At 69.4% G+C, this 19,766-nt stretch carries 19 protein-coding genes and 1 pseudogene; 8 read left to right on the forward strand and 12 right to left on the reverse strand.

Annotated features, from left to right (window positions below):
• Window positions 1-20 precede the first annotated feature (20 nt).
• Entirely contained in the window at window positions 21-779 is a 759-nt protein-coding gene (locus tag EES42_RS07655) for a phosphoglyceromutase (RefSeq protein WP_124717251.1), read from the forward strand.
• 81 nt (window positions 780-860) lie between these two features.
• Here EES42_RS07655 and EES42_RS07660 read toward each other — a convergent pair whose 3' ends face one another.
• The 3 genes from EES42_RS07660 to EES42_RS44620 all read right to left on the reverse strand — a co-directional run bounded on the left by EES42_RS07660 (window position 861) and on the right by EES42_RS44620 (window position 3,321).
• Entirely contained in the window at window positions 861-2,099 is a 1,239-nt protein-coding gene (locus tag EES42_RS07660) for a tyrosine-type recombinase/integrase (protein ID WP_124717252.1), read from the reverse strand.
• Between the two features lie 632 nt (window positions 2,100-2,731).
• Window positions 2,732-2,968 carry a helix-turn-helix transcriptional regulator gene (locus EES42_RS07665; protein ID WP_124717253.1) on the reverse strand — a complete coding sequence of 79 codons (237 nt, stop codon included), beginning with the start codon at window positions 2,966-2,968 and terminating at the stop codon, window positions 2,732-2,734.
• A 176-nt stretch (window positions 2,969-3,144) separates the two neighbouring features.
• Window positions 3,145-3,321 carry a hypothetical protein gene (locus EES42_RS44620; RefSeq protein WP_164495178.1) on the reverse strand — a complete coding sequence of 59 codons (177 nt, stop codon included), beginning with the start codon at window positions 3,319-3,321 and terminating at the stop codon, window positions 3,145-3,147.
• Window positions 3,322-4,994: 1,673 nt separating this feature from the next.
• On the opposite strand from EES42_RS44620, the gene EES42_RS07675 reads away from it, so the two are divergent.
• A complete protein-coding gene (locus EES42_RS07675; RefSeq protein WP_124717254.1) occupies window positions 4,995-6,521 on the forward strand; it encodes an FAD-binding oxidoreductase in 1,527 nt (508 codons plus the stop codon).
• A 268-nt stretch (window positions 6,522-6,789) separates the two neighbouring features.
• Here EES42_RS07675 and EES42_RS46025 read toward each other — a convergent pair.
• Window positions 6,790-6,923, reverse strand: a pseudogene (locus EES42_RS46025) (IS1380 family transposase); the annotation flags it as partial.
• 591 nt (window positions 6,924-7,514) lie between these two features.
• Window positions 7,515-8,192 (reverse strand): GAP family protein, encoded by a 678-nt coding sequence (locus tag EES42_RS07685; protein WP_124717255.1) that lies wholly within the window; start codon window positions 8,190-8,192, stop codon window positions 7,515-7,517.
• A gap of 265 nt (window positions 8,193-8,457) precedes the next feature.
• Here EES42_RS07685 and EES42_RS07690 point away from each other — a divergent pair, with 265 nt between their 5' ends.
• The 3 genes from EES42_RS07690 to EES42_RS07700 all read left to right on the forward strand — a co-directional run bounded on the left by EES42_RS07690 (window position 8,458) and on the right by EES42_RS07700 (window position 11,705).
• On the forward strand, window positions 8,458-9,048 hold the full coding sequence (locus tag EES42_RS07690) for a hypothetical protein (protein ID WP_241196269.1): 591 nt from the start codon (window positions 8,458-8,460) through the stop codon (window positions 9,046-9,048).
• 118 nt (window positions 9,049-9,166) lie between these two features.
• Window positions 9,167-10,519, forward strand: a complete 1,353-nt coding sequence (locus tag EES42_RS07695) for a Dyp-type peroxidase (protein WP_124717257.1) — start codon at window positions 9,167-9,169, stop codon at window positions 10,517-10,519.
• A 55-nt stretch (window positions 10,520-10,574) separates the two neighbouring features.
• The gene (locus EES42_RS07700; protein ID WP_124717258.1) at window positions 10,575-11,705 is read left to right on the forward strand and encodes a catalase family protein; all 1,131 of its coding nucleotides are present in this window, start codon (window positions 10,575-10,577) and stop codon (window positions 11,703-11,705) included.
• A 27-nt stretch (window positions 11,706-11,732) separates the two neighbouring features.
• Here EES42_RS07700 and EES42_RS07705 read toward each other — a convergent pair whose 3' ends face one another.
• Both EES42_RS07705 and EES42_RS07710 read right to left on the reverse strand, forming a co-directional pair.
• Window positions 11,733-12,137 carry a hypothetical protein gene (locus EES42_RS07705; protein ID WP_124717259.1) on the reverse strand — a complete coding sequence of 135 codons (405 nt, stop codon included), beginning with the start codon at window positions 12,135-12,137 and terminating at the stop codon, window positions 11,733-11,735.
• Window positions 12,134-12,784: an AAA family ATPase gene (locus EES42_RS07710; protein WP_124717260.1), complete on the reverse strand. Its 651-nt coding sequence runs from the start codon at window positions 12,782-12,784 to the stop codon at window positions 12,134-12,136. Before EES42_RS07710 ends, EES42_RS07705 begins: the two co-directional genes overlap by 4 nt.
• 136 nt (window positions 12,785-12,920) lie before the next feature.
• On the opposite strand from EES42_RS07710, the gene EES42_RS07715 reads away from it, so the two are divergent.
• Together EES42_RS07715 and EES42_RS07720 are read left to right on the forward strand one after the other, a co-directional pair.
• A complete protein-coding gene (locus tag EES42_RS07715; protein WP_124717261.1) occupies window positions 12,921-13,169 on the forward strand; it encodes a hypothetical protein in 249 nt (82 codons plus the stop codon).
• Window positions 13,166-13,408, forward strand: a complete 243-nt coding sequence (locus EES42_RS07720; RefSeq protein WP_124717262.1) for a hypothetical protein — start codon at window positions 13,166-13,168, stop codon at window positions 13,406-13,408. The genes EES42_RS07715 and EES42_RS07720 overlap by 4 nt, the downstream gene beginning before the upstream one ends.
• A 19-nt stretch (window positions 13,409-13,427) precedes the next feature.
• Here the strand turns inward: EES42_RS07720 and EES42_RS07725 are convergent, their stop codons facing one another.
• Both EES42_RS07725 and EES42_RS07730 read right to left on the reverse strand, forming a co-directional pair.
• Window positions 13,428-13,769, reverse strand: a complete 342-nt coding sequence (locus tag EES42_RS07725) for an SCO0607 family lipoprotein (RefSeq protein ID WP_124717263.1) — start codon at window positions 13,767-13,769, stop codon at window positions 13,428-13,430.
• Window positions 13,770-13,886: 117 nt separating this feature from the next.
• Complete coding sequence (locus EES42_RS07730; RefSeq protein ID WP_124717264.1) at window positions 13,887-14,684, reverse strand: hypothetical protein; 798 nt, start codon at window positions 14,682-14,684, stop codon at window positions 13,887-13,889.
• Window positions 14,685-14,869: 185 nt separating this feature from the next.
• On the opposite strand from EES42_RS07730, the gene EES42_RS07735 reads away from it, so the two are divergent.
• The gene (locus EES42_RS07735) at window positions 14,870-15,880 is read left to right on the forward strand and encodes a phosphotransferase family protein (RefSeq protein WP_124717265.1); all 1,011 of its coding nucleotides are present in this window, start codon (window positions 14,870-14,872) and stop codon (window positions 15,878-15,880) included.
• Between the two features lie 62 nt (window positions 15,881-15,942).
• On the opposite strand, the gene EES42_RS07740 is transcribed toward EES42_RS07735, so the two are convergent.
• The 3 genes from EES42_RS07740 to mshA form a co-directional block, all read right to left on the reverse strand.
• Window positions 15,943-17,691, reverse strand: a complete 1,749-nt coding sequence (locus EES42_RS07740) for a glycoside hydrolase family 55 protein (protein WP_241196270.1) — start codon at window positions 17,689-17,691, stop codon at window positions 15,943-15,945.
• A 145-nt stretch (window positions 17,692-17,836) separates the two neighbouring features.
• Window positions 17,837-18,391, reverse strand: coding sequence for a type III secretion system chaperone family protein (locus EES42_RS07745; RefSeq protein ID WP_124717266.1), 555 nt, complete (start codon window positions 18,389-18,391; stop codon window positions 17,837-17,839).
• On the reverse strand, window positions 18,384-19,736 hold the full coding sequence (gene mshA / locus EES42_RS07750) for a D-inositol-3-phosphate glycosyltransferase (protein WP_124717267.1): 1,353 nt from the start codon (window positions 19,734-19,736) through the stop codon (window positions 18,384-18,386). Before mshA ends, EES42_RS07745 begins: the two co-directional genes overlap by 8 nt.
• Window positions 19,737-19,766: the final 30 nt, after the last annotated feature.

Raw genomic sequence — 19,766 nt, forward strand, 5'->3', positions numbered from 1 at the left:
GTTCGATTACGCTCGGGCCCATGGCCGACGCACCGTACAAGCTGATCCTCCTCCGCCACGGCGAGAGCGAATGGAACGCGAAGAACCTGTTCACCGGCTGGGTGGACGTCAATCTCACGGAGAAGGGCGAGAAGGAGGCAGTCCGCGGCGGTGAGCTGCTCAAGGACGCCGGTCTGCTCCCCGATGTCCTGCACACCTCCCTCCAGAAGCGCGCCATCCGCACCGCGCAGCTCGCGCTGGAGTCCGCGGACCGCCACTGGATCCCGGTCCACCGCTCCTGGCGGCTGAACGAGCGCCACTACGGCGCCCTGCAGGGCAAGGACAAGGCGCAGACGCTCGCCGAGTTCGGCGAGGAGCAGTTCATGCTCTGGCGCCGCTCCTACGACACCCCGCCGCCCGCCCTTGAGGACGGCACCGAGTTCTCGCAGAGCGACGACCCGCGCTACGCGTCGATCCCGCCGGAGCTGCGCCCGCGCACCGAGTGCCTCAAGGACGTCGTCGACCGCATGCTGCCGTACTGGTACGACGACATCGTGCCGGACCTGCTCGACGGCCGGACCGTCCTGGTCGCCGCCCACGGCAACAGCCTCCGGGCCCTGGTCAAGCACCTCGACGGCATCTCCGACGCCGACATCGCGGGCCTGAACATCCCGACCGGCATCCCGCTCGTCTACGAACTGGACGCCGACTTCCGCCCGCTGAAGCCGGGCGGCACGTACCTCGACCCGGACGCGGCGAAGGCCGCCATCGAGGCCGTGAAGAACCAGGGCAAGAAGTAACGGGAAAAGCGATCATGCCTCCCACCTGCATTTTCCGTGCCGGTGGGAGGCATTTTCACGCCCCGGGTCCACTGTGGGCCCTCAGTGCGGCGGATCCTGCGACGGCCGAAGCGCTTGGCCAAGTGCCTTCCGGGCACGGTCCCGGCTGCTGGGCATGAGGTGCGCGTACACCTTCAGCGTCAACCCGGTGTCGGAGTGCCCGAGGTATTCACTAACGGCCTTGATGCTCTCGCCCGCGTCCAGGAGCACGGACGCGTAGAAGTGCCGGAGGGCGTGCATGCCGTGCTCCCGTGCGGCAGCGTGCTCCCGACTCTTGGCTTTCGGGATAACGCCCACGGACGCCAGGGCGGGCTTCCAGTGGTCCTCATTCAGCGACGTACGCCAGACGTGGCCACCGTTGGGCCCACTGAAGATCAGGCGCTTGGTCACGGGCTGGCCGTTCGACCGCATCCACGGCAACGTGATCTCTGCGGGCGGGAACCGCTCGATGTGCCCCTTGAGCGCTTCCGCCACCGGATCGGGCAGAGGTACGTCGCGAAGCTTGCCGCCCTTCGGAGGCGCGAACACGGGCTTGCTCAGGCTGAGTTTGAGCTGCTGCACCACATGCAGGGTGCCGCTGTCGAAGTCCACCTCATCGACACACAACCCGAGGATCTCGCCTTGCCGTAGCCCGCAGCCGGCGCCCACGTCGACCATGGGCCGGAAGCGTTCGGTCATGGCGGCCCGCACGGCGAAGACGCGTTCCGGCTGCCAGGGAACGACGCGGCGCGTGCCCATCTCGGGGAGCGTCACCGTGCACGAGTTGCACGGGTTCCGGCGAAGGTATCCGTCCTCCACGGCTGCGGAGAGCACGGCGCGGACGTTGGAGAAGATCACGCGGGCATACGCGCCGGACATGCCGGACGCTTCGAGCTGGGTCACGAACTCGCGGATGTGGCTGGGCTGGAAGGACCCGAGGGGGCGCGACCCGATACGCGGGAGGGCGTGCCGCGTGAGTTGGGACTGCATGGATGCGCGGGTGTTCGGATCCCCGCTCTGGCTCGCGAGCCATCCTTCCGCGAACTCCTGGAACGACGTACGAGAGGCGTTCGGGTCGATGTAGTCGCCGCGGGCCACGTCCGCCGTAACTTTGCTCAGCCACTGCTCAGCTAGCCGCTTCTGTCCGTCGGGGAACGACTTGCCCTTGCGCTTGCCGTCGGGCGCGAAGTAGCGGGCCCGGTAGCGCAGGCCGGTCCCATGGCGCTCGGTCTTGACGCGGACTGACTTGCCGTCCGCGTTGCTCTCGGTCCTGAACCAGCGGTCTTGGATGCTGCCTGCCATGTGGGCTGCGGCCTCTCGGTTGGTGGTGCCTGCCCTTGTCAGGGAGAGAGGCAGAGGGGGTGTCGTGGAAGTGGCTGTAGAGGGGGTTTCGGGGTGGCTGAGAAAGGTACCTCCCTGCCTCCCTGGATGGGGGTTTGCGCTGGTCACCGGCAGGGAGGCGGTCAGGGCGTTCTCCCTGACCGCCTCCCTCGGTCGGAGGGGCTGCCTCCCTGGCCTGCTGTCGTGTTCTTCACGGTCCGATGGGGAGGCAGGGCAGGGGGTGTGTTGGGCGGCTTTCCGCCGGGGTTCCGGGGGCTTTTGGTGGCGCCTCCCCGCCTCCCCGAATTGCTGTTTCCGCTGGTCGGTGTGGGGGAGGCAGCGCGGGGAGGCGGTTGGGGTGTTCTCCCCGCCTCCCCGCATGGCGAGGGTGTCCCTCCCCGTGCGTCCGGCCCCTCTGGACGGGGGCTTGACGCAGAGGCGCGGTACCCGCCTTTACCGCCCTTACCGCGCAGGTCAGAGGCCATTACCTACCCCTCTGCCGGGGTAAAGGGCCCCCTCTACCGGCCAGCGCCGGGTAGAGCCGTCGGCGACGGCCAGTTCGCGCGGTGGATCGGGGCCCGGGGTAGAGGGGGAGGCCTTTACCCCGGGGTGGATCAGCCGGCGTCGCATGCGGTCTGCTGGTCGACCCAGGCGCGGACGGCCGCAGGGTCGAAGCGCAGGTGCTTGCCGACCCGGAACCCCGGCGGCCCGATGTGCTTGCGGCGCCACTGGTAGACGGTCTCGACGCTCGGAAGGCTGAACATGATGACCAGGTCTTCGGGGGTGAGGTAGCGGTCCGGGAGTCCGGCACGGAGGGTCGCGCGGGGGTCGGTCGTCTTGGGCGGGATCATGCCGCCGGTCCTCCCGGCGGCATGCGGGTGCGGGGTGGCCGCGCAGGTGGCCGTGTGGCCACGGCGTATGAGCAGGTCACACCCCGGCCGTTCAGGCGATCGGGTGGCCGCGCGGGTGACTGCCAGGGGTGTACGAATGGGCGTGACGCGGGGTGTGACGCGGGTCGTCACGCTGGTCAAAGCTGGAAGCCCAAGCGGTGGGCCCGGATCGTCGCCTGGGCGTGGACCGGGCACAGCATGGCGGGCTGGTCGTTGCCCTCTTCGTAGACGGCGCGGATGCGGCGGGTACCCCTGCACGGGCAGTCGCCGTCGACTGCGGCGGTAGCGTTGCGGAGCCTCGTCTCCTCGCTCATGCCGTCACGGAAGACACTGTTCGACGCCTGCTGATCGGCCACAGCCAGCCGCCCCGTCTTCGGGAACCGCTGCTCGTGGCGCTGCAGGATCTGAACTCTGGACGCGGGTGAGCAAACGAAACGCTCAGCACGAAGCGGATCCGAACTCGATCTTCTTCTCGGAGAGCGACCTGGCCCGCTACCGGACACGGTTCGTCCCGCCTCAGGATGATGAGCCTCACATCACCTATGGCGGTGACCCTAATTCGGTGCTGAAGGCTCTCGAAGAGGCCGGACTGAAAACTGAGTGCTAGACGCTAGGCCCCTGATCAGAGGGCCATTTGGCTGCTAGTGCCCCTGCTAGACCTAGCACCCGCCCCTGCTAGGTCTAGCAGGGGCGTTCAGCGGGTGTCCCGCCGGAAGGGTAAGACGCGTGTACTCCGAAGCGGGCCTACTTGGAGGTTCGCACCTGTCCAAGGACTGGATTTCTGCGTCACCGCGTCATCTGCGTCGCGCATGGCCGCTGAGCTGCGGTTTTGTGGTGACGCAGGGGTGTGGGGGTGCGTCATCGGTGACGCAGGCGTGTGTCACCGATGACGCACGTGGTGACGCAGGTGACGCAGGATGACGCAGCCGAATCCGCTCTGCGTCACGCCTATCGCAGCAGCTCAGGGGCCGTTTCGGGTCTGCTGGTGACGCTGTGACGCAGACTTTCATTACTTAAGAAAAAAGAGAGGGTGTCTGTTGTAGTTCGGTGCGCCTCACAGCGTGAGGAAGGAGCCGCTGCGCGGCGCGACTACCGCCCGGCGTCCGCCGAACAGCAAGAGGAGCACGCCCGCCCGACGGGGTGCTCCTCTTGCTTGTGCGGGCCAACAGCCGCAGTCGCCATCCGGCGGAGCCCCCGGCGGCTGAGGCGCCGAAGGTCGTCCGCCGAAGGCGGTCCGCTCTGGGCCCTCTGTGGGACCTCCGGGAACGACCAACAACGACAGGCAACGGCCATCAACAACCGCTCGACCGCAGCTCAGCCGGGGTGCCCGCCGCTCCGACCAGGGGCGGAAAACGGGCCTGCCAGACCCACGTACCGATGAGGGCCCGTCATCGTGGACCGACCGCGTTGAATAGCTGGTCGAGGAAGCGGGCTTCCGAGGTAAAAACGCCTACAAATCCGGTGATGCCGCGACCGTGGCCTTCTGCCAGTGGTGGCCAGGAAAAACAGGCGGGCGGCCTGACATCAGCGGCCGACACCAACCGGCGTACACGTGCGCACAGCGGCTCACCGTTCGCACGATGAGTCCCGCGAGTGACCAGCTGGGTTCTCCAGACGGAGAGTGGTGATTACGGGGGCACGCCCACAAATTCTTATCAGAAAGGCGGTTCGTCGGGCCATTGCGAGATGCTGACCTGACTAGCAAGATCGGCGAGCCCATCATCTTTGAGAGCACCCGCGTATTCTGACCGCTTGGACCAAGGGATAGCTTCGAGCAGGACGCGGTGCATCCCAAACCGGTTATGACGGGATCCCGCTGAGTTACTCCTTCAGGCTGTCGTCATCGTCCTCAATTGGCGTGTCGGGAAACACCGCATGGTCGCCCCGTTACCGTGCGGGGGTCGACCACAAAGGACTGCCCGGCGGCTGGCGGGTAAGGGCTCCGCCAGCCGCGTAGCGGCGTAGCCCGATCGAGAGGATCTGGACCTTGAGCGATTTTTCCCGCCGCTACCTGCTCAGGGCGTCAGCGGCCGCCGGCGCCGGGGCGATCGTCATCCCGGGCCTTACGGCCGCGGGCGCGCCGGACATTGCGGCCGCGAGCACCTCGGGCCTTCTGGCCGCGAGCGACCCGACTAAAGGGTCGTCGGGATGTCCGCCGGCGAAGCTGACCGGTCGCGTCGTCCGCCCCGGTGACGCCTCGTACACGGATGATCGCATCGACTACGACCAGCTGTTCTCTCACTACCCGCTGGTCATCGTCTTCGCCCAGGAGACCCAGGACGTGGTGAACGCCCTCACCTGGGCGCGGCAGCACAACGTCGCACTGCGGGTACGCAGCGGCCGCCACGCCCTGGAGGGCTGGTCGAACATCGACAACGGCATCGTGATCGACGTCAGCCAGCTCAAGTCGGTCCACATCGACACCGACGCTCGTATCGCGACGGTCGGCGCCGGCCTGACCCAGTTGGAAGCGGTGACGGCGCTCGCCAAGCAGGACCTCGCGGTCACGACCGGAAGCGAGGGCAGCGTCGGCTTGGTCGGTGCGACGGTCGGCGGCGGCCTTGGCCCCCTCAACCGCTGGCTCGGCATGGCCTGTGACAGCCTGATCGGGACCGAGGTCGTCGTCCCGTCGGGTCGCGACTGCGCCGAGGTGATCCATGCCGACCTGAAGGACCACTCAGACCTGCTCTGGGCGCTCCGTGGGGCGGGAAACGGCAACTTCGGAATCGTCACGCAACTCACCTACAAGGTGCACCCGCTCAAGCGCATCGCCTATGTGCAGGCGACCTGGGACGGCCTTACGGACCTGCATGGGATCTTCGATGCATGGCAGCGTACGGTACCGTTCGCCGACAACCGCCTCGGATCCGAAGTCGAGATCCACAAGTCCCAGATCCTGCTGTTCGCGTGGCTCGCGGAGGGCACGGCGGCAGAGGCCAGAAAGATGCTGGCCCCGATCCTGTCGATCGGCACGCCCGATGTGAAGATGCAGGTCGGTAACTGGGGCCCCATCTTTGCCGGAGCCCAGGTCCCGCGCTCGCAGGAGCCCGCCAACGTGAAGTTCTTCTCACAGTTCGCCAAGAAGCTGTTCCCGAAGAAGGCGATCGACGTCATCGGCTACTACATGCGAAACGCTCCCACGGAGGACAGCAACTACTTCGTCGATGCCTTCGGCGGGGCAATCAAGAAGGAGCCCCGCGGCGGCACCGCTTTCGTGCACCGCAACGCGATTTTCTACGGCGAGATCGGCGCAGCCTGGGGGACTCCTTCAACGACACCAGGCGTCTGCGACCCGCTCACCTCGACGTGCCAGGCCTGGACCGCCGAATTCAGCCAGGCGATGCGCAGCTTCGTGGACGGCGCCTACGTCAATGTGCCGAACGTCGGCATGCAGGAGTGGGAGACCGCCTACTGGGGGAGACGCCACTTCGAGCGGCTGCGCGAGATCAAGGCGAAGTACGACCCCTGCAACGTCTTCCAGTACGAGCAGAGCATCCCGCCCGCGTCACGCTGATCGACAGTTCGCCGTCGGGGCCCGGCCCCGGTCAGGCTCGGCCTTTCACGCAGAAGGGACCGACGCAGTCGAAGGGGTGTCGTTAGCCTCGATCTTGCATGAGGGATCGTCAGCTTGCTGACGATCCCTTTGCTCGTTCAGAGTGAAGATTTCTGCTTGCGGGCAGGGCTGATGGTCCGGCTGTCGTGCCGGGTGGGCGCCGGGTTCCACGGCTCCGGTTGTGATGGTGCTGGTAGCAGGTATGGGATGCTGCTGGTCAGCCAGGGTTGGGCAGAGCTTCGAGCCGGTCGAGGGCGATCTGGATGATCTCCAGCCAGATCTGGCTCTGGGGCGTGTCGTGCAGGGCAGGTTGCGCAGGCCGGTGGAACGGGCGGCGCGGATGCGGTCCTCGGCGCGGACGCGCGGTGCTGACATCAGCAGCTGACATCGACAAGCACGGACAGCGGTGCATAGTCACGGACGGTTACCTGAAGCAAGGTGCGACGTTGATGCATTGGATGGCTTCTGCGACTTGATCGACTGCGACCTGCACGCGCCTACGGATCAGAAGGTTGCAGGTTCGAATCCCTGCCGAGTGCAAACAGACAAGAGGCCCCGGAGAGATCCGGAGCCTCTTGCGTTTCCCGGCGGGCGGAGGGGGCCGTGCTCGCAAGCCCGGTGGGAGGCTGCTCCTCTTCGTGAGTGAGGGTCCGGGGCGACACCGCCGGGCCCTCACTGGGCCCTCTCTGGGCCCTCCGAGGAGGACCAACGACGACAGACAACGGCCACCAACGACCGCCCAAACGAAGGTCAGTTGGGGCGCACACCTCTCTGACCAGCGGCGAAATACGGGCCCGCCAGGCCCAGGGCAAGAAGTAGCCCCGAACGGTCGAGCCCCCTGCCTGCGGATTTGCCCGCGAGCAGGGGGCTTGTCGCTGTCCCGGGACCGCCGTATCGAGGACGGCGGCAGGTCTGTCGGGGGACTCTTCCAAGAGACCCTGTCGGGAAACTCCGTCAGGAGACGAGGATGGAGATGCCGTCTCCGAGCAGCTTCAGCCCGAGAACGAAGAACAGGACGGCCATCACCGCGACATTGTGCTGAGCTGCCCAGTCCTTCCAGTTGCCGAGCGTGGTCTTGGCCCGTTCTCCGCCGAGCAGGAAGACCCCCAGCGGGGCCAGCAGGCCGAGGGTCGCGATCAGGACGAAGATCGCCAGCGATGCGATCTGCTGCCCGACCGGCAGTCCCGCCGAGCCGATCGCGGCGCCCGCGGCGATGGTCAGTGGGGCGTTCTTGGCGTTGAGCGCGGCCAGGGCCAGCCCGAGGGCGAAGACCTTGACCGGCGTGAGGCGGTCGATCGCGCTCATCCATTTCGGCAGCTGGGCCTGCGAGGGGTCCTTGGGGCGCCGATGCCATTGCCGGGCACCGAAGAGGACGAGGAACAGGCCCAGAGCGAGCTTGAGGGCTCCCACCCAGGTGGCCGGCTGGTTGTGGGCGGAGGCGCCTGCGGGGGAAGCGATCGCCAGCATCACCGCACCCAGCGCCGAGAGTCCCAGGATCCAGCCGATGGTGAACAGGACTCCGTTGAGACGTCCGCGGGGCGTGGCGAGGATGAGGATGACGGCGATGATCGGGAGCGGGCTGACCGCCACGGCGGCCGAGAAGCCCAGTACGTCACCGAGAACTTCGCCCATGGTTGCCTCCGTACGGGAGTCAGGGTGGCGAAAGGGGCTGCTAGGAGTGGTGACGCATACGCACCCGGCATGTCCCGGTTCCATCTTCCTGCGCCCGGCCCGATCTGTCCTCGGGAGCCCGATCGCGTTCCGTGCCGCGTCCGCCCCAGGAGCCCGACGTGCGAGGCAGCGCATCCGTGGTGAGGATTGATGTGTGAGGGCGATGGCGCCCCGTGACCGGGCGCTTGGCGACCCTCGCATCGATCCGTGGCAGGAGAATCTCACGATGACTGCGGCGACAGGTGCAGCCCGGACGGCTCACCCCGAACGGCCCGGCAGGTCGGACGGGGTCAGCAGCGAGTTCACCGTCTTCACCAGGATCAAGCCGGGCGAGGCCGATGCGCTGCGTGAGGATCTCGCCGCCCTCTCCGACGCGGCGGACGACGAGAGGGTCCACGCAGCGGTGCGCCAGATCGGCACCCTGCACGACGCACGGCATGTGATCTTCGACGACGACACCCGGTTCATGTTCGCCAGTGTGTTCGACGGCTCCTGGGACACCTACATCGACGACTTCGCCCAGACGGTGGTCGGGTCCCGCTTCGACAAGGTCTTCTCGCACAGCGAAGGGTTCCCCGGCGTCGCGGATCCGGGAGCCAAGGACTGGTTCGTGGCCCATCAGGCGCCCGCGGGAGTCTTCGTCAGCGCCTACCCCGATCTGACCGTTCAGCAGATCTACAAGGACCAGCGCGTGGACGAGGCGTTCCAGGACGTGCTGGACACCGACGAGTTCCGGGCAGCGCTGGACAACCCGGCGAACGCCGAGCTGGTGGCCACCCCGGCCTTCCAGAAGCTGCTGGCGGAAGCCTCGGCCTAGAACCAGGACACAACCAACTCTCAGAGCCGACCCCACATCCGTGGACCGCGTCGGCGGGCGCGGACCGGTCGCTGCCGGGGTTTTCCGGGCGGAGACCGATGTGGAGGCACAAGAAATCATGAATGCGACAGGAAGCAGCGGCCCGGCCGACGTGCGTGTCGAGATCGACGACGTCCAGAGCGGGGCACTGCGCCCACGGCCCGTGCCCTACGAGGGAGAGTTCATCTTCCTGCGGGTCGACGACCGTCACGCCGGACGCGCCCTGCTGAGGCGGCTGCTCCCGGTGACCTCGGGCGGTCTGCCCGGCGCGGACCGGAGCCAGGACGCCTGGGTGGCCGTGGCATTCACCTACCAGGGGCTGAAGGCCCTGGGAGTGCCCCAGGATTCGCTGGACAGTTTTCCGCGGGCGTTCCGTGAGGGCATGGCCGCCCGGGCGGAGATGATCGGCGACGTGGGCGAGAGCGCACCGGCCCATTGGGAGGCACCGTTCGGAACGGGCGAGGTCCACATCGCGTTGAGCGCCCTCTCCTCGGACACGGCCCAGCTGGCCAGGGAACTGGAGCGGGCCCGGGTCGCCTACGAGGACACCCCCGGCGTCCGGGTGGTCTGGCAGCAGGAAGTACATCAGCTCCCGACCGGGCGTACCACCTTCGGCTTCCGTGACGGCATCAGCCATCCGAACATCGAGGGCGTCGGACTGCCCGGCTCCAACCCGCAGGAGACGCCCATCAAGGCCGGCGAGTTCATCCTCGGCTACCCCGACGAGACCGGCAGCCTGCCGCCCATGCCCAGCCCCGACGTGCTGGGGCGCAACGGGACCTACGTGGCCGTTCGCAAGGTCCGCACCGATGTGGCGGCCTGGCGCCGGTACCTGCGCGCCAACAGCTCCGGCGCCGAGGAGGAGGCGCTCCTGGCGGCGAAGATGGTCGGGCGCTGGCCCAGCGGTGCGCCCCTGACACTGGCGCCGGAGCACGATGATCCGGAGCTGGCGGCAGATCCGCACCGCGTCAACAACTTCCTGTACCGGGAGAACGACGATCGCGGCTACCGGTGCCCCGCCGGTGCGCACATCCGGCGCACCAACCCCCGCGACTCCACCATCATCGGCGACGCGCGGATGCACCGTCTCATCCGTCGCGGCACCACCTACGGGCCGCCGCTGCCCGAGGGCGTGCTGGAGGACGACGGTGCCGACCGCGGCCTGGTCGGAGCCTTCATCGGGGCCCACCTGGAACGGCAGTTCGAGTTCATCAAGGCCGAGTGGGTCAACGACGGCAACTTCATCGGCTACCCCGGCGAGAAGGACCCGGTGGCCGGGCATCACGGCGGAACCGGCAGCGTCACCATCCCCGAGAAGCCGGTCCGGCGCCGCCTGCAGAACCTGCCCAGTTTCGTGGTCACCCGTGGCGGCGAGTACTGCTTCCTGCCGGGTCTGCGTGCCTTGCGCTGGCTCGCCGAACTGGAGGACTGACGGCGATTCCCACCCCCTGAGATCCGTTCACGCTCTCCGAGGAGAGGCCGAGGTCATGCCAGCACAGTTCGTCCGCTACACGCCCGATGTCGAAGACGACGATCCACACTTCGACCAGAACCTGCGGACGGTGATCGAGAAGACCGAGAGCTACATCGCCGAGTCGGTCGAGGCCGGCGGTACCGGACGGGCACTGCGCGACGCCCACGCCAAGGGCTACGGGCTGGTCCGGGGGGAAGTGGAGATCCTGGACGGGCTGCCACCCGAGTACGCCCAGGGGATCTACGCGACTCCGGGAACCCACGACGCGCTGATCCGCTTCTCCAACGGCTCGCCGCACGCCGGAGCCGACGCGCGGCTGGGCGCCGCCACCGGACTGGCGCTGAAGATCTTCGGCATTCCCGGCCCGACCCTGCTGGAAGACGAACCGGACACAGGCACATTCGACTACGCCAACATCAACGGCCCGGTCTTCTTCTGCAACACGGTCGAGCACTACCTGTTCATCCAGGAGCTGTTCCTGAACGCGCCGTCCTACTTCGCCCAGGGCCGACCCGGCGCACGTCGCTTCTTCACCGATTTCGTGACCGGAAAGGGAACCCTCGACCAGAACGACTGGGCGTGGGACGAGTTCCTGGCCTTCCTGCGTCTGTCGAAAACTCCTCCGGCGAACCTGCTGCTGTCGAGCTACTGGACGATGGGCGCGGTCCGGCACGGGAAGTACATCGCCAAGGTCCGTATCACCCCCGACCCGTCCGCCGCCGCCGCGGTGGTCCGGCGGAACATCGACCCGGCCTCCGCGCAGGAGGTCTTCCGGCCGGCCCTGCAGGCCGAACTGCTGGAGCGGCCCTACACCTTCGACATCCAGGTCCAGCTCTGCACCGATCTGGAGCGCATGCCGGTGGAGGACACCACCGTGGAGTGGCCCGAGCAGCTCTCACCGTCCACCACCGTGGCGAAACTGCGGCTGCCGCGGCAGGACATCTCCGGCCCGGAGAACCTGGAGAAGATGGACGCGTTGTCCTTCACGCCCTGGCGGGTCACCGCCGAACACGCGCCCCTCGGCAACATCATGCGGGCCCGCAAGGAGGTCTACCGGCGATCCTCCATCGAGCGCCACAAGCTCAACCAGCAGCCGCGCACGGAACCCCGCAGCGCCGACGAGGTACTCGGCCCACCCCGATGAGGCCGGACGGCGGCCGGACGGCCCCCCTCACCCGTCCTGTTCGCCCGGGGTGTCGCAGAGGCCGCCCGGTTCGGCGGCGAGTGCCTCGTCCCGCATGCCCGGCAGGGCGTAGCCCTCGGTCTCGTCCCATGGGACGTCGAGGTCGTCCATGTGGACGTGCCACTGTGCTCCCCCGACGGCGCGGCGCAGCTCGGTGACGGAGTCGAGCACATGGGCCGTCACCGGCAGCCACCGACCGGGGTCGCCGCCCGGCAGCTTCGTGGAACCGGCGATGATCCCGTCGTCGTCGCCCGGGCCGTACAGATACAGGCCCTCCTCGTCGTCGTACGGGAACGACTCCGCTCGCGCGGCGACCACGCGCTCGACGGCGGCCGACTCGGCGCCGGTCAGCGGCTGTGCCCGGCGGGCTGTGTAGTAGAGGGAAACACTCATGGTCCGAGCCTACGGCCGGGGTCCGACATCGTCGGCCCGTCCTGCCCCAACGCCCGTTCCACGCGCCCCGCGAGGCCGTCCCAGGGGCGGCACTCGACCACCGGCAGTCCGTGCCGGGCCGCCTGGTCGGCGAGCCAGTGCGAGTACGCGGCGCTGACCTCCGCACGGTGCCGCTGTTCGCCGCTGGCGGGTTCCCGGGCGGCGTAGTTGGCGGTGATCCGGTCCGGGTCGCCCTCGTGCAGGAACACCGCCCGCACCCGGCGACCGGCCGCCCGTCCCTCCCGGATCGCTGCCGCCGCGGCGGCCGGGGTGAGGTAGTCGCCCTCGATCACGGCGGGTACGTCGACGGTCAGGCGGTTGCGGACCACGCCCAGCACCGCGGGTTCGAGGGCCCTGGCGGTGGCGATCTGGAGGTCCAGCACCCGGTCGACGCCGAGCCGCGCCGTGTCGGTGATGCCGTCGAAGTGGTGGAGTGCGGGGTGGTGTTCGGGCGTCGTCATGGCCTCGACGGCGCTGACGACGTCGTCGAACTCGACCACGAACCCCTTCGATTCACCTGGTTCTCCGGCCAGTTGGGCGGCCGCCCGGCTCTTGCCGACGCCCGAAGCCCCACCGATCAGCAATATGTCCCATGATGTCGCTGTCACGGGGCGAACGTATCGCGTGGGGTTGCGTGTTCGTCGTCGGCACTGGCGCTACGGTGTCCCGAGCACCGGCCCGCGCGACGGCGGAACCGACCGTACGGGCCGTGCGGAGGAAGCAAGGAGAGCGGGGAGAGCAATCATGGGCGAGCCCCTGAAGACCTTCGTCGGCGGCGCCGAGGTCGACGTGCCCAACAGCATTCCGGCCATCCGTGCCGCACTGCCCGAGGAGAGACGCGAGGAGTTCGACCGCGCCATCAACGACGCGGGTGTGGGCGAGATCCAGGCGGTCATGCGGCACTGGATGCTGGAGGCCGTACCCGATCCGGAGGCCGAGAAGATCCTGGACCGACTGGCGCAGGACGAGGCCGAGAGGCGGAGCGTCGCTTGAGCTTCCGCATCTCCTACGCACCGCCCGCCGACGACTCCCTGGCCAAGATGCGCGACGGCGAGACCTTCCGCACCGAGATGGCGCGCACCCTGGGCCTCGACCCGTACGGACACGGCTCGTCGGCCGTCAAGAGCGAGCGCGACCGCCGCGAGGCGACCGTGGCCGGGGCGATCGTGCTCTACTACGTGTCCGGGTCCGTCCTGATCGTCACCGTGGTGAGGCTCGTCCCACTGCCCTGAACCGCCGGCGGCCCGACTCCTAGGAACCGGCCGGGACTTCGATGATCCGGCCGTCCTTGTCCACGCTGTGGGTCCGCCAGTACACGTCCCACTTGTCGTCCACGTGCTCGGGGACCTTGCCCTTCGGGTACCGGACGTACCCCTTCGGCGGGTCCTCGTCGTCGGACACGCAGGCCGATCCGGTGGCCCCGATCGTCATGACCGGGTACTCGCCGCCGCCGCAGATCGCGTCCTGCATCGAGCAGCCCGTGGCCAGTACCGCCGTGGTCACGGCGGCCAGGGCGAGCCCCGCCGCGGAACGGCTCGCGCGACGCCCGCGCCTCGCGGACGCCGCCCGGCTGATTCGGCTGATCCCGTACATGGTTGCTCCTCGCTGCTGACTGGTACTACCAGCCTGCCCGGAGCGCGAAACACCGATCATGAGTACGAATACTCACGTGCGGGGCGCCCGATACTCGCGCGCGCCCCGCACCCGGCCCTACGCCAGCTTCGCGGCCTGCGCCTCGACCACCGCGGTCGGCAGCTCGAAGTCCCCGCCACCGCCCATCGCGGCCAGGTTCATCGAGGAGAACGAGGCGAACGAGGCGCCCTGGCGCATGGCCACGAGCTTGAACTCGACCTTCTCCCCGCCCTGCTCCATCTGAACGGTCCAGGCGGCCGCCTCCTCGCCGCCCTTGACCTGCTCCTCGGTGATCTTGGCGACCTTCTGCTTCTCACCGGCCGCGGTGAACTCGAAGCCGCCGGCGCACTCGGTGGCCGCGGTGCGCAGCGAGGCGACCGACTCCTGGGCGCCCTTGCCGTCGTACGAACCGAGGGCCAGCTGCGTCGTCGTGATGTCGAACGCGGCCTTGAACGCCTCCTCGGCGTCCCCGCTGTCCTGCTTCGCCAGGTCGCCCTTCTTCGGCTCACTGACGACCGTGCGCTTGGTGAACGCGCCCGGCTCGCCGACCTGCGCGCCCATCAGCGCATGGGCGAACGGGGCGCAGACCGTCTTCCCGGTCTTGATGTCGTCGACGGCGATCGTGTCCTTGGCCGCGGCCTTGGAGATCTTGTGGCCCTTGACGTCGCCCTGGGCCAGCGCGGCCTTCTCCAGCTCGGCGGCGCTCAGCGCCTTGGCCGCGGGAGCGGCGGCCGCGGACTCCTTGCCCTTGGCACCCGCCGCCTTGTCCCCCTTGTCGGAGGAACCGGAGTCCGAACCGCCGCATGCGGTGGCGAACAGGGCCAGGGACACCGCGGTGGCGGCAACAGCGGTACGGCGTATGGCGGTGGAACGCATTGGTCCGGTCCGTCTCTATGAGCAGGTGTTCGGTTTTGCTCACTCTATGAGCAGAAATTGGTTTGATGATCAATCAAGTCGGTCACGGGATGTGATCGTGACGGCGCTGTGATCATCCTGTGAAGGCGTCGTCCGTGGCCGCCGGGCTCCACACCGGAACCCGGCGCGGGGACACAATCGCTTCCATGCAGACAGACGGAACAACCTCGGCCGTTCTCCGCTCCGTTGGCCTGACGGAGGACCGGATCGCCCGATGCGCGCCGCTCACCGGAGGCACGTTCAACACGGTCTCCCGGGTGACTCTCACCGACGGCGCCGACTGGGTGGTGAAGATACCGCCGCCCACGACCCCCGGAACCCTGATGGGCTACGAACGCGATCTGCTGGTCAACGAGGCCACGTTCTACACCTGCGCGGCCGGCTCGGCACCGGTCCCCCGCGTCCTGCACAGCGAGCTCGACCCGGCCGCGCCGACCGGCCCGTACGTGATCATGTCGGCCTGTCCGGGGCGGCCGTGGAGCGAGTTCACCGCCGACTCGCTGCCGGCCGCGGAAGGGCGCCGGCTCCGCGAGGACCTGGGGCGGATCGTCGCCCGGCTGCACACCGTCACCAACCCGGCCGGCTTCGGCTATCCCTCCCTGGCGGTGGGCCCGTTGGCCCCGTCCTGGCGTCAGGCGTTCACCGCGATGACCGACGCCGTCCTGGACGACGCGGACACCTACCGGGCCCGGCTGCCGCGCCCGGCTGCCGGAATCCGCGCCCTGCTCGCCGCCGCGTCGCCGGTGCTCGACGACGTCGTACGACCCGCCCTGGTCCACTTCGACCTGTGGCAGGGCAACCTCCTCGTCGACGGCGGGCCCGGTGCGCGGACCATCGGCGGGATCGTCGACGGCGAGCGGATGTTCTGGGGCGACCCGGTCGCCGACTTCGTATCGCTCGCCCTGTTCGGGAACATGGCGGAGGACGAGGACTTCCTCGCCGGGTACGCGGACGGCGGCGGGCGGCCGGTGGAGTTCGACGCGTCGGTGCGGCTGCGGCTCGCGCTCTACCGCTGCTACCTCTACCTGATCATGCTGGTGGAGACCGTCCCGCGCCGCGCTCCCCAGGAGGATCTGGACTGGGCGTGGACGCAGGTAGCCCCGCAGCTCGAATCGGCCCTGGCGGACGTGGAGTCGGCGCTGCGGGCGGGGGGCTGAGCCGCGGACCGGGTCTGAGCCGCGGGCCGGGGACTGAGTCCCCCGCCCGCCGCCCGTCGTCCTCAGCCGGCCAGGGCCCGCTGGGCCTCGTACAGATTGGGCGGCCACACCGCCTCCGGGGTGCCGTACGCCTCCAGCCTGGTGTGCAGATCGCCGGTGAAGTCGGGGACGTCGATCTGGTCGAACTCCGTGACCTCGCTGATGCCGACCGTCGCGCTGTACGGGGCGAGTCCGTCGATCCGCATCAGGCCCGCCCGGCCGTTGGTGACCCGGATGTTCCAGTGCGTGAAGCGGGCGCCGAAGAGCGGCCCCGCGCTCGCGTCGCCGCCGTGCCGCCCGTTGTTCTCGACGGTGATGTCGGTGCGGACGTCGGCGAACGGCATGCCCCGGTGCGAGTCGAACGTCCCCATCTCCATCAGCCCGCGCGACCAGACGTTGTGGCTGGACAGGCCCTCGACGTTGATGCCGTGCAGCTGCGTCCCGGCGGGCGCCGGTACGGTGCGCCGCTCGACGGTGAAGTCCTCGATCAGGTTGTCGTGCGAACCCTCGCGGCAGTAGTACGGATGGTGCGAGCCGCGGCCCGCGACCCGGGTGCGGCGCAGGGTGCAGGCGGAGGCGGCGATCAGGCCGAAGCCGTTGTCGACGTGGCGGACGGTGATGTCGTCGGCCCAGCAGTCGTACGCGCACTGGAACGCGACCCCGTTGTACCCCTTGTCGAGCAGATGCGGCGACTGCGGCGTCTCGACCGCTTCGAGCGTGAGGCCCTCGACGCCGGAGCCGGTGAGCGGGGTGACGAGGGTGGTCAGCCGCGGATCCCACTCGGGGCGGACGTCGAGCGGGAGCGGGCGCTCCAGCGTGACCCGGTGGCCGCGTACGGAGATGACGCGGACCGGCCACTCGTAGGGGACGTACGAGGTCAGCTTGGTCTTGTCGTCCCAGTGGTACGCCTCGGGGCCGGGGCCGCCGCCCGCCATGTGCTCCAGGAGCGTGTGGCCGTCGTCGTCGGCGAGGCGGAGCAGTACGAGTGCGCCGCGCCGCAGCCCCGTCGTGTCGTCGACGGTGATCGAGCGGTCGCCCCGGCGGGCGGGGGCGACGGTGGTCAGGGTGCGCCACTCGTCGCGCCGGTTGCCGGTCCAGCCCTCGAAGGGCCAGGCCTTCGCCCGGATCGCGTCGGTGAGCGAGGCCCAACGATCCTGCGGGCAGAGCCAGATGAGGCCGCCGGCCCAGGACCAGCTGGACTTGTCGCCGCCGTACCGGCTGCCGTACGTCCCGATCAGCTCGGTGAGGTTCCTGGTCGCGTACAGCTTGGTGCGCCCGCTGCCCGCGCCGCGCACCACCACGTCGCTGTGGCCGATCCGGATGATGTCGTCGATCCGGTACGTGCCCTCGGGGATGAGCACCGTGCCGCCGCCGCGCTCTCCCACTGCGGCGATGGCGCGGTTGATCGCGGGGGCGGCGTCGGCGGAGCCGTCGGGCTTCGCGCCGTGGCGCCGGACGTCGACGACGAAGCCGCGGCCGGTGCGGCGGGGCAGGCGGGAGCCGCCGCGGTGGCCGGCCCGGCCGATGAACGGGATCTGCGGGTGGGTGAACGGGGCGGCGGCGAACTCCCGCCAGAGCGGGGTGGCCGCTCGCGGGGCACCGGCCGCGGTCGCCCGGGCGGTGGCGGACGCCGGGCCGCTGCCGGCGGCGGTGGTGCCGATCGCCGTCGCGGCGACCGCCACGGCACCGGCCAGCAGCCCGCGCCTGCTGATGCTCCCCTTGTTGTTCTCGATGAATCCGATCGCCATGAATCCGAGCCGCCTTTCATCCATGTGAACGACGTTCATATCTGCGTCGGCGGCGAGCATGCCACGGCCCCCGGGCATGCCGAAAGAGGCGTGCACCGGGGAATCTTCGGGCGTTAATCCTCGGTCGGCGGTGCGGTGACGGGCGGTCGGTAATGGGCAGGCGGGCCGGTCAGCCGGTCCGGTCGGCCGGACGCTGGGTCAGATGCGTGAACGCGTCCAGGTTCCGCGTGGACTCGCCGCGCGACACCCGCCACTCGTACTCCTTGCGGATCGCGCTCGCGAAGCCCAGCTCCAGCAGGGTGTTGAAGGAACCGTCGGCCGCTTCGAGGACCGTGCCGAGCAGTCGGTCCAGCTCCTGCGGGGTGACCACGGAGAGCGGCAGCTTGCCGACGAGATAGATGTCGCCGAGCGGGTCGATCGCGTAACTCACGCCGAAGAGACGGAGGTTGCGCTCCAGCAGCCAGCGGTGGACCGCGGCGTCGTTCTCGTCCGGATGCCGGACGACGAAGGCGTTGAGGGAGAGCGAGTGCCTGCCGACCCGCAGCGAGCAGGTGGTGGACAGCTTGCGCGTGCCGGGCAGCTTGACGACGTAATCGCCCGGCTCGGGGCTCTCCCATTCGAGCCCGGCGTCCTTCAGGGTCGCCTCGATGACCTGCGCGGCCCGCACCGTCGCCGCTTCGGACGGTGCCGCTCCATCGGGTACGCCATCGGGTACGTCAGCCATGGTTCGAGCGTACGCGACGGCGGTGTTCGTGCATCGCGGCCGTGTACACGTCGGCCGTCGCCGACGCCGCGGTGTCCCAGCCGAAGCCCTGGGCGTGCGCGGCGGCCGCCGCACCCATCCGGGCGACCAGCTCCGGCGCGTCGACGAACCGGGCCAGCGCCTGTGCGTACGCCTGCGGGTCGTGCCCGGGTATCAGGAAGCCGCTGACCCCGTCCCGCACCGCCACCGGCAGTCCGCCCACGGCCGCCGCGACGACGGGGGTGCCCGCCGCCTGCGCCTCAATGGCGACCAGGCCGAAGGACTCGCTGTGCGAGGGCATGACCAGCACCGAAGCGGCCCGGAACCAGTCGGCGAGCTGCTCCTGCCCGACCGGCGGCTGGAACCGTACGACGTCGGCGATGCCCAGCCGTGCCGCCAGCTTCTGCAGCCCCTCCGGCTTGGCGAGCCCGCTGCCGCTGGGGCCGCCGACGACCGGTACGACCATCCGGGAGCGCAGCGTGGGGTCGCGGTCCAGCAGGACGGCGACCGCCCGCAGCAGCACGTCCGGGGCCTTCAGCGGCTGGATGCGGCCCGCGAAGAGCGGGATCAGGGCGTCCTTCGGCAGCCCGAGGCGCGCCCGCGCGGCGGCCCGCCCGTCGGCGGGGCTGAAGCGGTCCAGGTTGACCCCGGGGTGGACGACGGCGACGGACCCGGGATCGGCCTCGTAGAAGCGGATCAGCTCGTCCGCCTCCCCGGTGGTGTTGGCGATCAGCCGGTCCGCCGCGCTGACGATCTGGGTCTCGCCGATGACGCGGGCCGCCGGCTCGGGGGTGTCGCCCTCCGCGAGCGCCGCGTTCTTGACCTTCGCCATGGTGTGCATGGCGTGGACGAGCGGGACGCCCCAGCGCTGGGCGGCGAGCCAGCCGACGTGGCCGGAGAGCCAGTAGTGGGAGTGGACGAGGTCGTAGTAGCCGGGGCGCTGGCCGGCCCACGCCTGCATCACGCCGTGCGTGAAGGCGCAGAGCTGGGCGGGCAGCTCCTCCTTGGCCAGACCCTCGTACGGCCCCGCGTCGACGTGCCGGACCAGGACGCCGGGGGCCAGCTCGACCGCCGGGGGCAGCCCGCCGGTGGTGGACCGGGTGAAGATCTCGACCTCGATGTTGATCGCGGCGAGCCGCCTGGCCAGCTCCACGATGTAGACGTTCATGCCGCCCGCGTCCCCGGTGCCCGGCTGGTGCAGCGGTGAGGTGTGCACGGAGAGCATCGCGATGCGTCGGGGTTTGCGGTGGCCGCCGGGGAACGCGGCGGGGAATCTGAGGCGCGGTGCGACCCGGCTGCTGCCGAGCCGGGAGACGTACTGACTCACGTCGTCCGGTCCTCCTCACTCAGGGCATGA

It is taken from the genome of Streptomyces sp. ADI95-17 (genome assembly GCF_003846175.1).
GTDB lineage: Bacteria > Actinomycetota > Actinomycetes > Streptomycetales > Streptomycetaceae > Streptomyces > Streptomyces sanglieri.

What these genes read in the sequence shown, in the direction of transcription:
- EES42_RS44620 (WP_164495178.1), bottom strand. Translation starts at nt 3,321, where the DNA reads ATGAGCGAGGAGACGAGGCTCCGCAACGCTACCGCCGCAGTCGACGGC.
- EES42_RS07690 (WP_241196269.1), top strand. Translation starts at nt 8,458, where the DNA reads ATGACTGCGGCGACAGGTGCAGCCCGGACGGCTCACCCCGAACGGCCC.
- EES42_RS07660 (WP_124717252.1), bottom strand. Translation starts at nt 2,099, where the DNA reads ATGGCAGGCAGCATCCAAGACCGCTGGTTCAGGACCGAGAGCAACGCG.
- EES42_RS07685 (WP_124717255.1), bottom strand. Translation starts at nt 8,192, where the DNA reads ATGGGCGAAGTTCTCGGTGACGTACTGGGCTTCTCGGCCGCCGTGGCG.
- EES42_RS07695 (WP_124717257.1), top strand. Translation starts at nt 9,167, where the DNA reads ATGAATGCGACAGGAAGCAGCGGCCCGGCCGACGTGCGTGTCGAGATC.
- EES42_RS07725 (WP_124717263.1), bottom strand. Translation starts at nt 13,769, where the DNA reads ATGTACGGGATCAGCCGAATCAGCCGGGCGGCGTCCGCGAGGCGCGGG.
- EES42_RS07730 (WP_124717264.1), bottom strand. Translation starts at nt 14,684, where the DNA reads ATGCGTTCCACCGCCATACGCCGTACCGCTGTTGCCGCCACCGCGGTG.
- EES42_RS07745 (WP_124717266.1), bottom strand. Translation starts at nt 18,391, where the DNA reads ATGGCTGACGTACCCGATGGCGTACCCGATGGAGCGGCACCGTCCGAA.
- EES42_RS07705 (WP_124717259.1), bottom strand. Translation starts at nt 12,137, where the DNA reads ATGAGTGTTTCCCTCTACTACACAGCCCGCCGGGCACAGCCGCTGACC.
- EES42_RS07655 (WP_124717251.1), top strand. Translation starts at nt 21, where the DNA reads ATGGCCGACGCACCGTACAAGCTGATCCTCCTCCGCCACGGCGAGAGC.
- EES42_RS07700 (WP_124717258.1), top strand. Translation starts at nt 10,575, where the DNA reads ATGCCAGCACAGTTCGTCCGCTACACGCCCGATGTCGAAGACGACGAT.
- EES42_RS07735 (WP_124717265.1), top strand. Translation starts at nt 14,870, where the DNA reads ATGCAGACAGACGGAACAACCTCGGCCGTTCTCCGCTCCGTTGGCCTG.
- EES42_RS07715 (WP_124717261.1), top strand. Translation starts at nt 12,921, where the DNA reads ATGGGCGAGCCCCTGAAGACCTTCGTCGGCGGCGCCGAGGTCGACGTG.
- EES42_RS07740 (WP_241196270.1), bottom strand. Translation starts at nt 17,691, where the DNA reads ATGGATGAAAGGCGGCTCGGATTCATGGCGATCGGATTCATCGAGAAC.
- EES42_RS07665 (WP_124717253.1), bottom strand. Translation starts at nt 2,968, where the DNA reads ATGATCCCGCCCAAGACGACCGACCCCCGCGCGACCCTCCGTGCCGGA.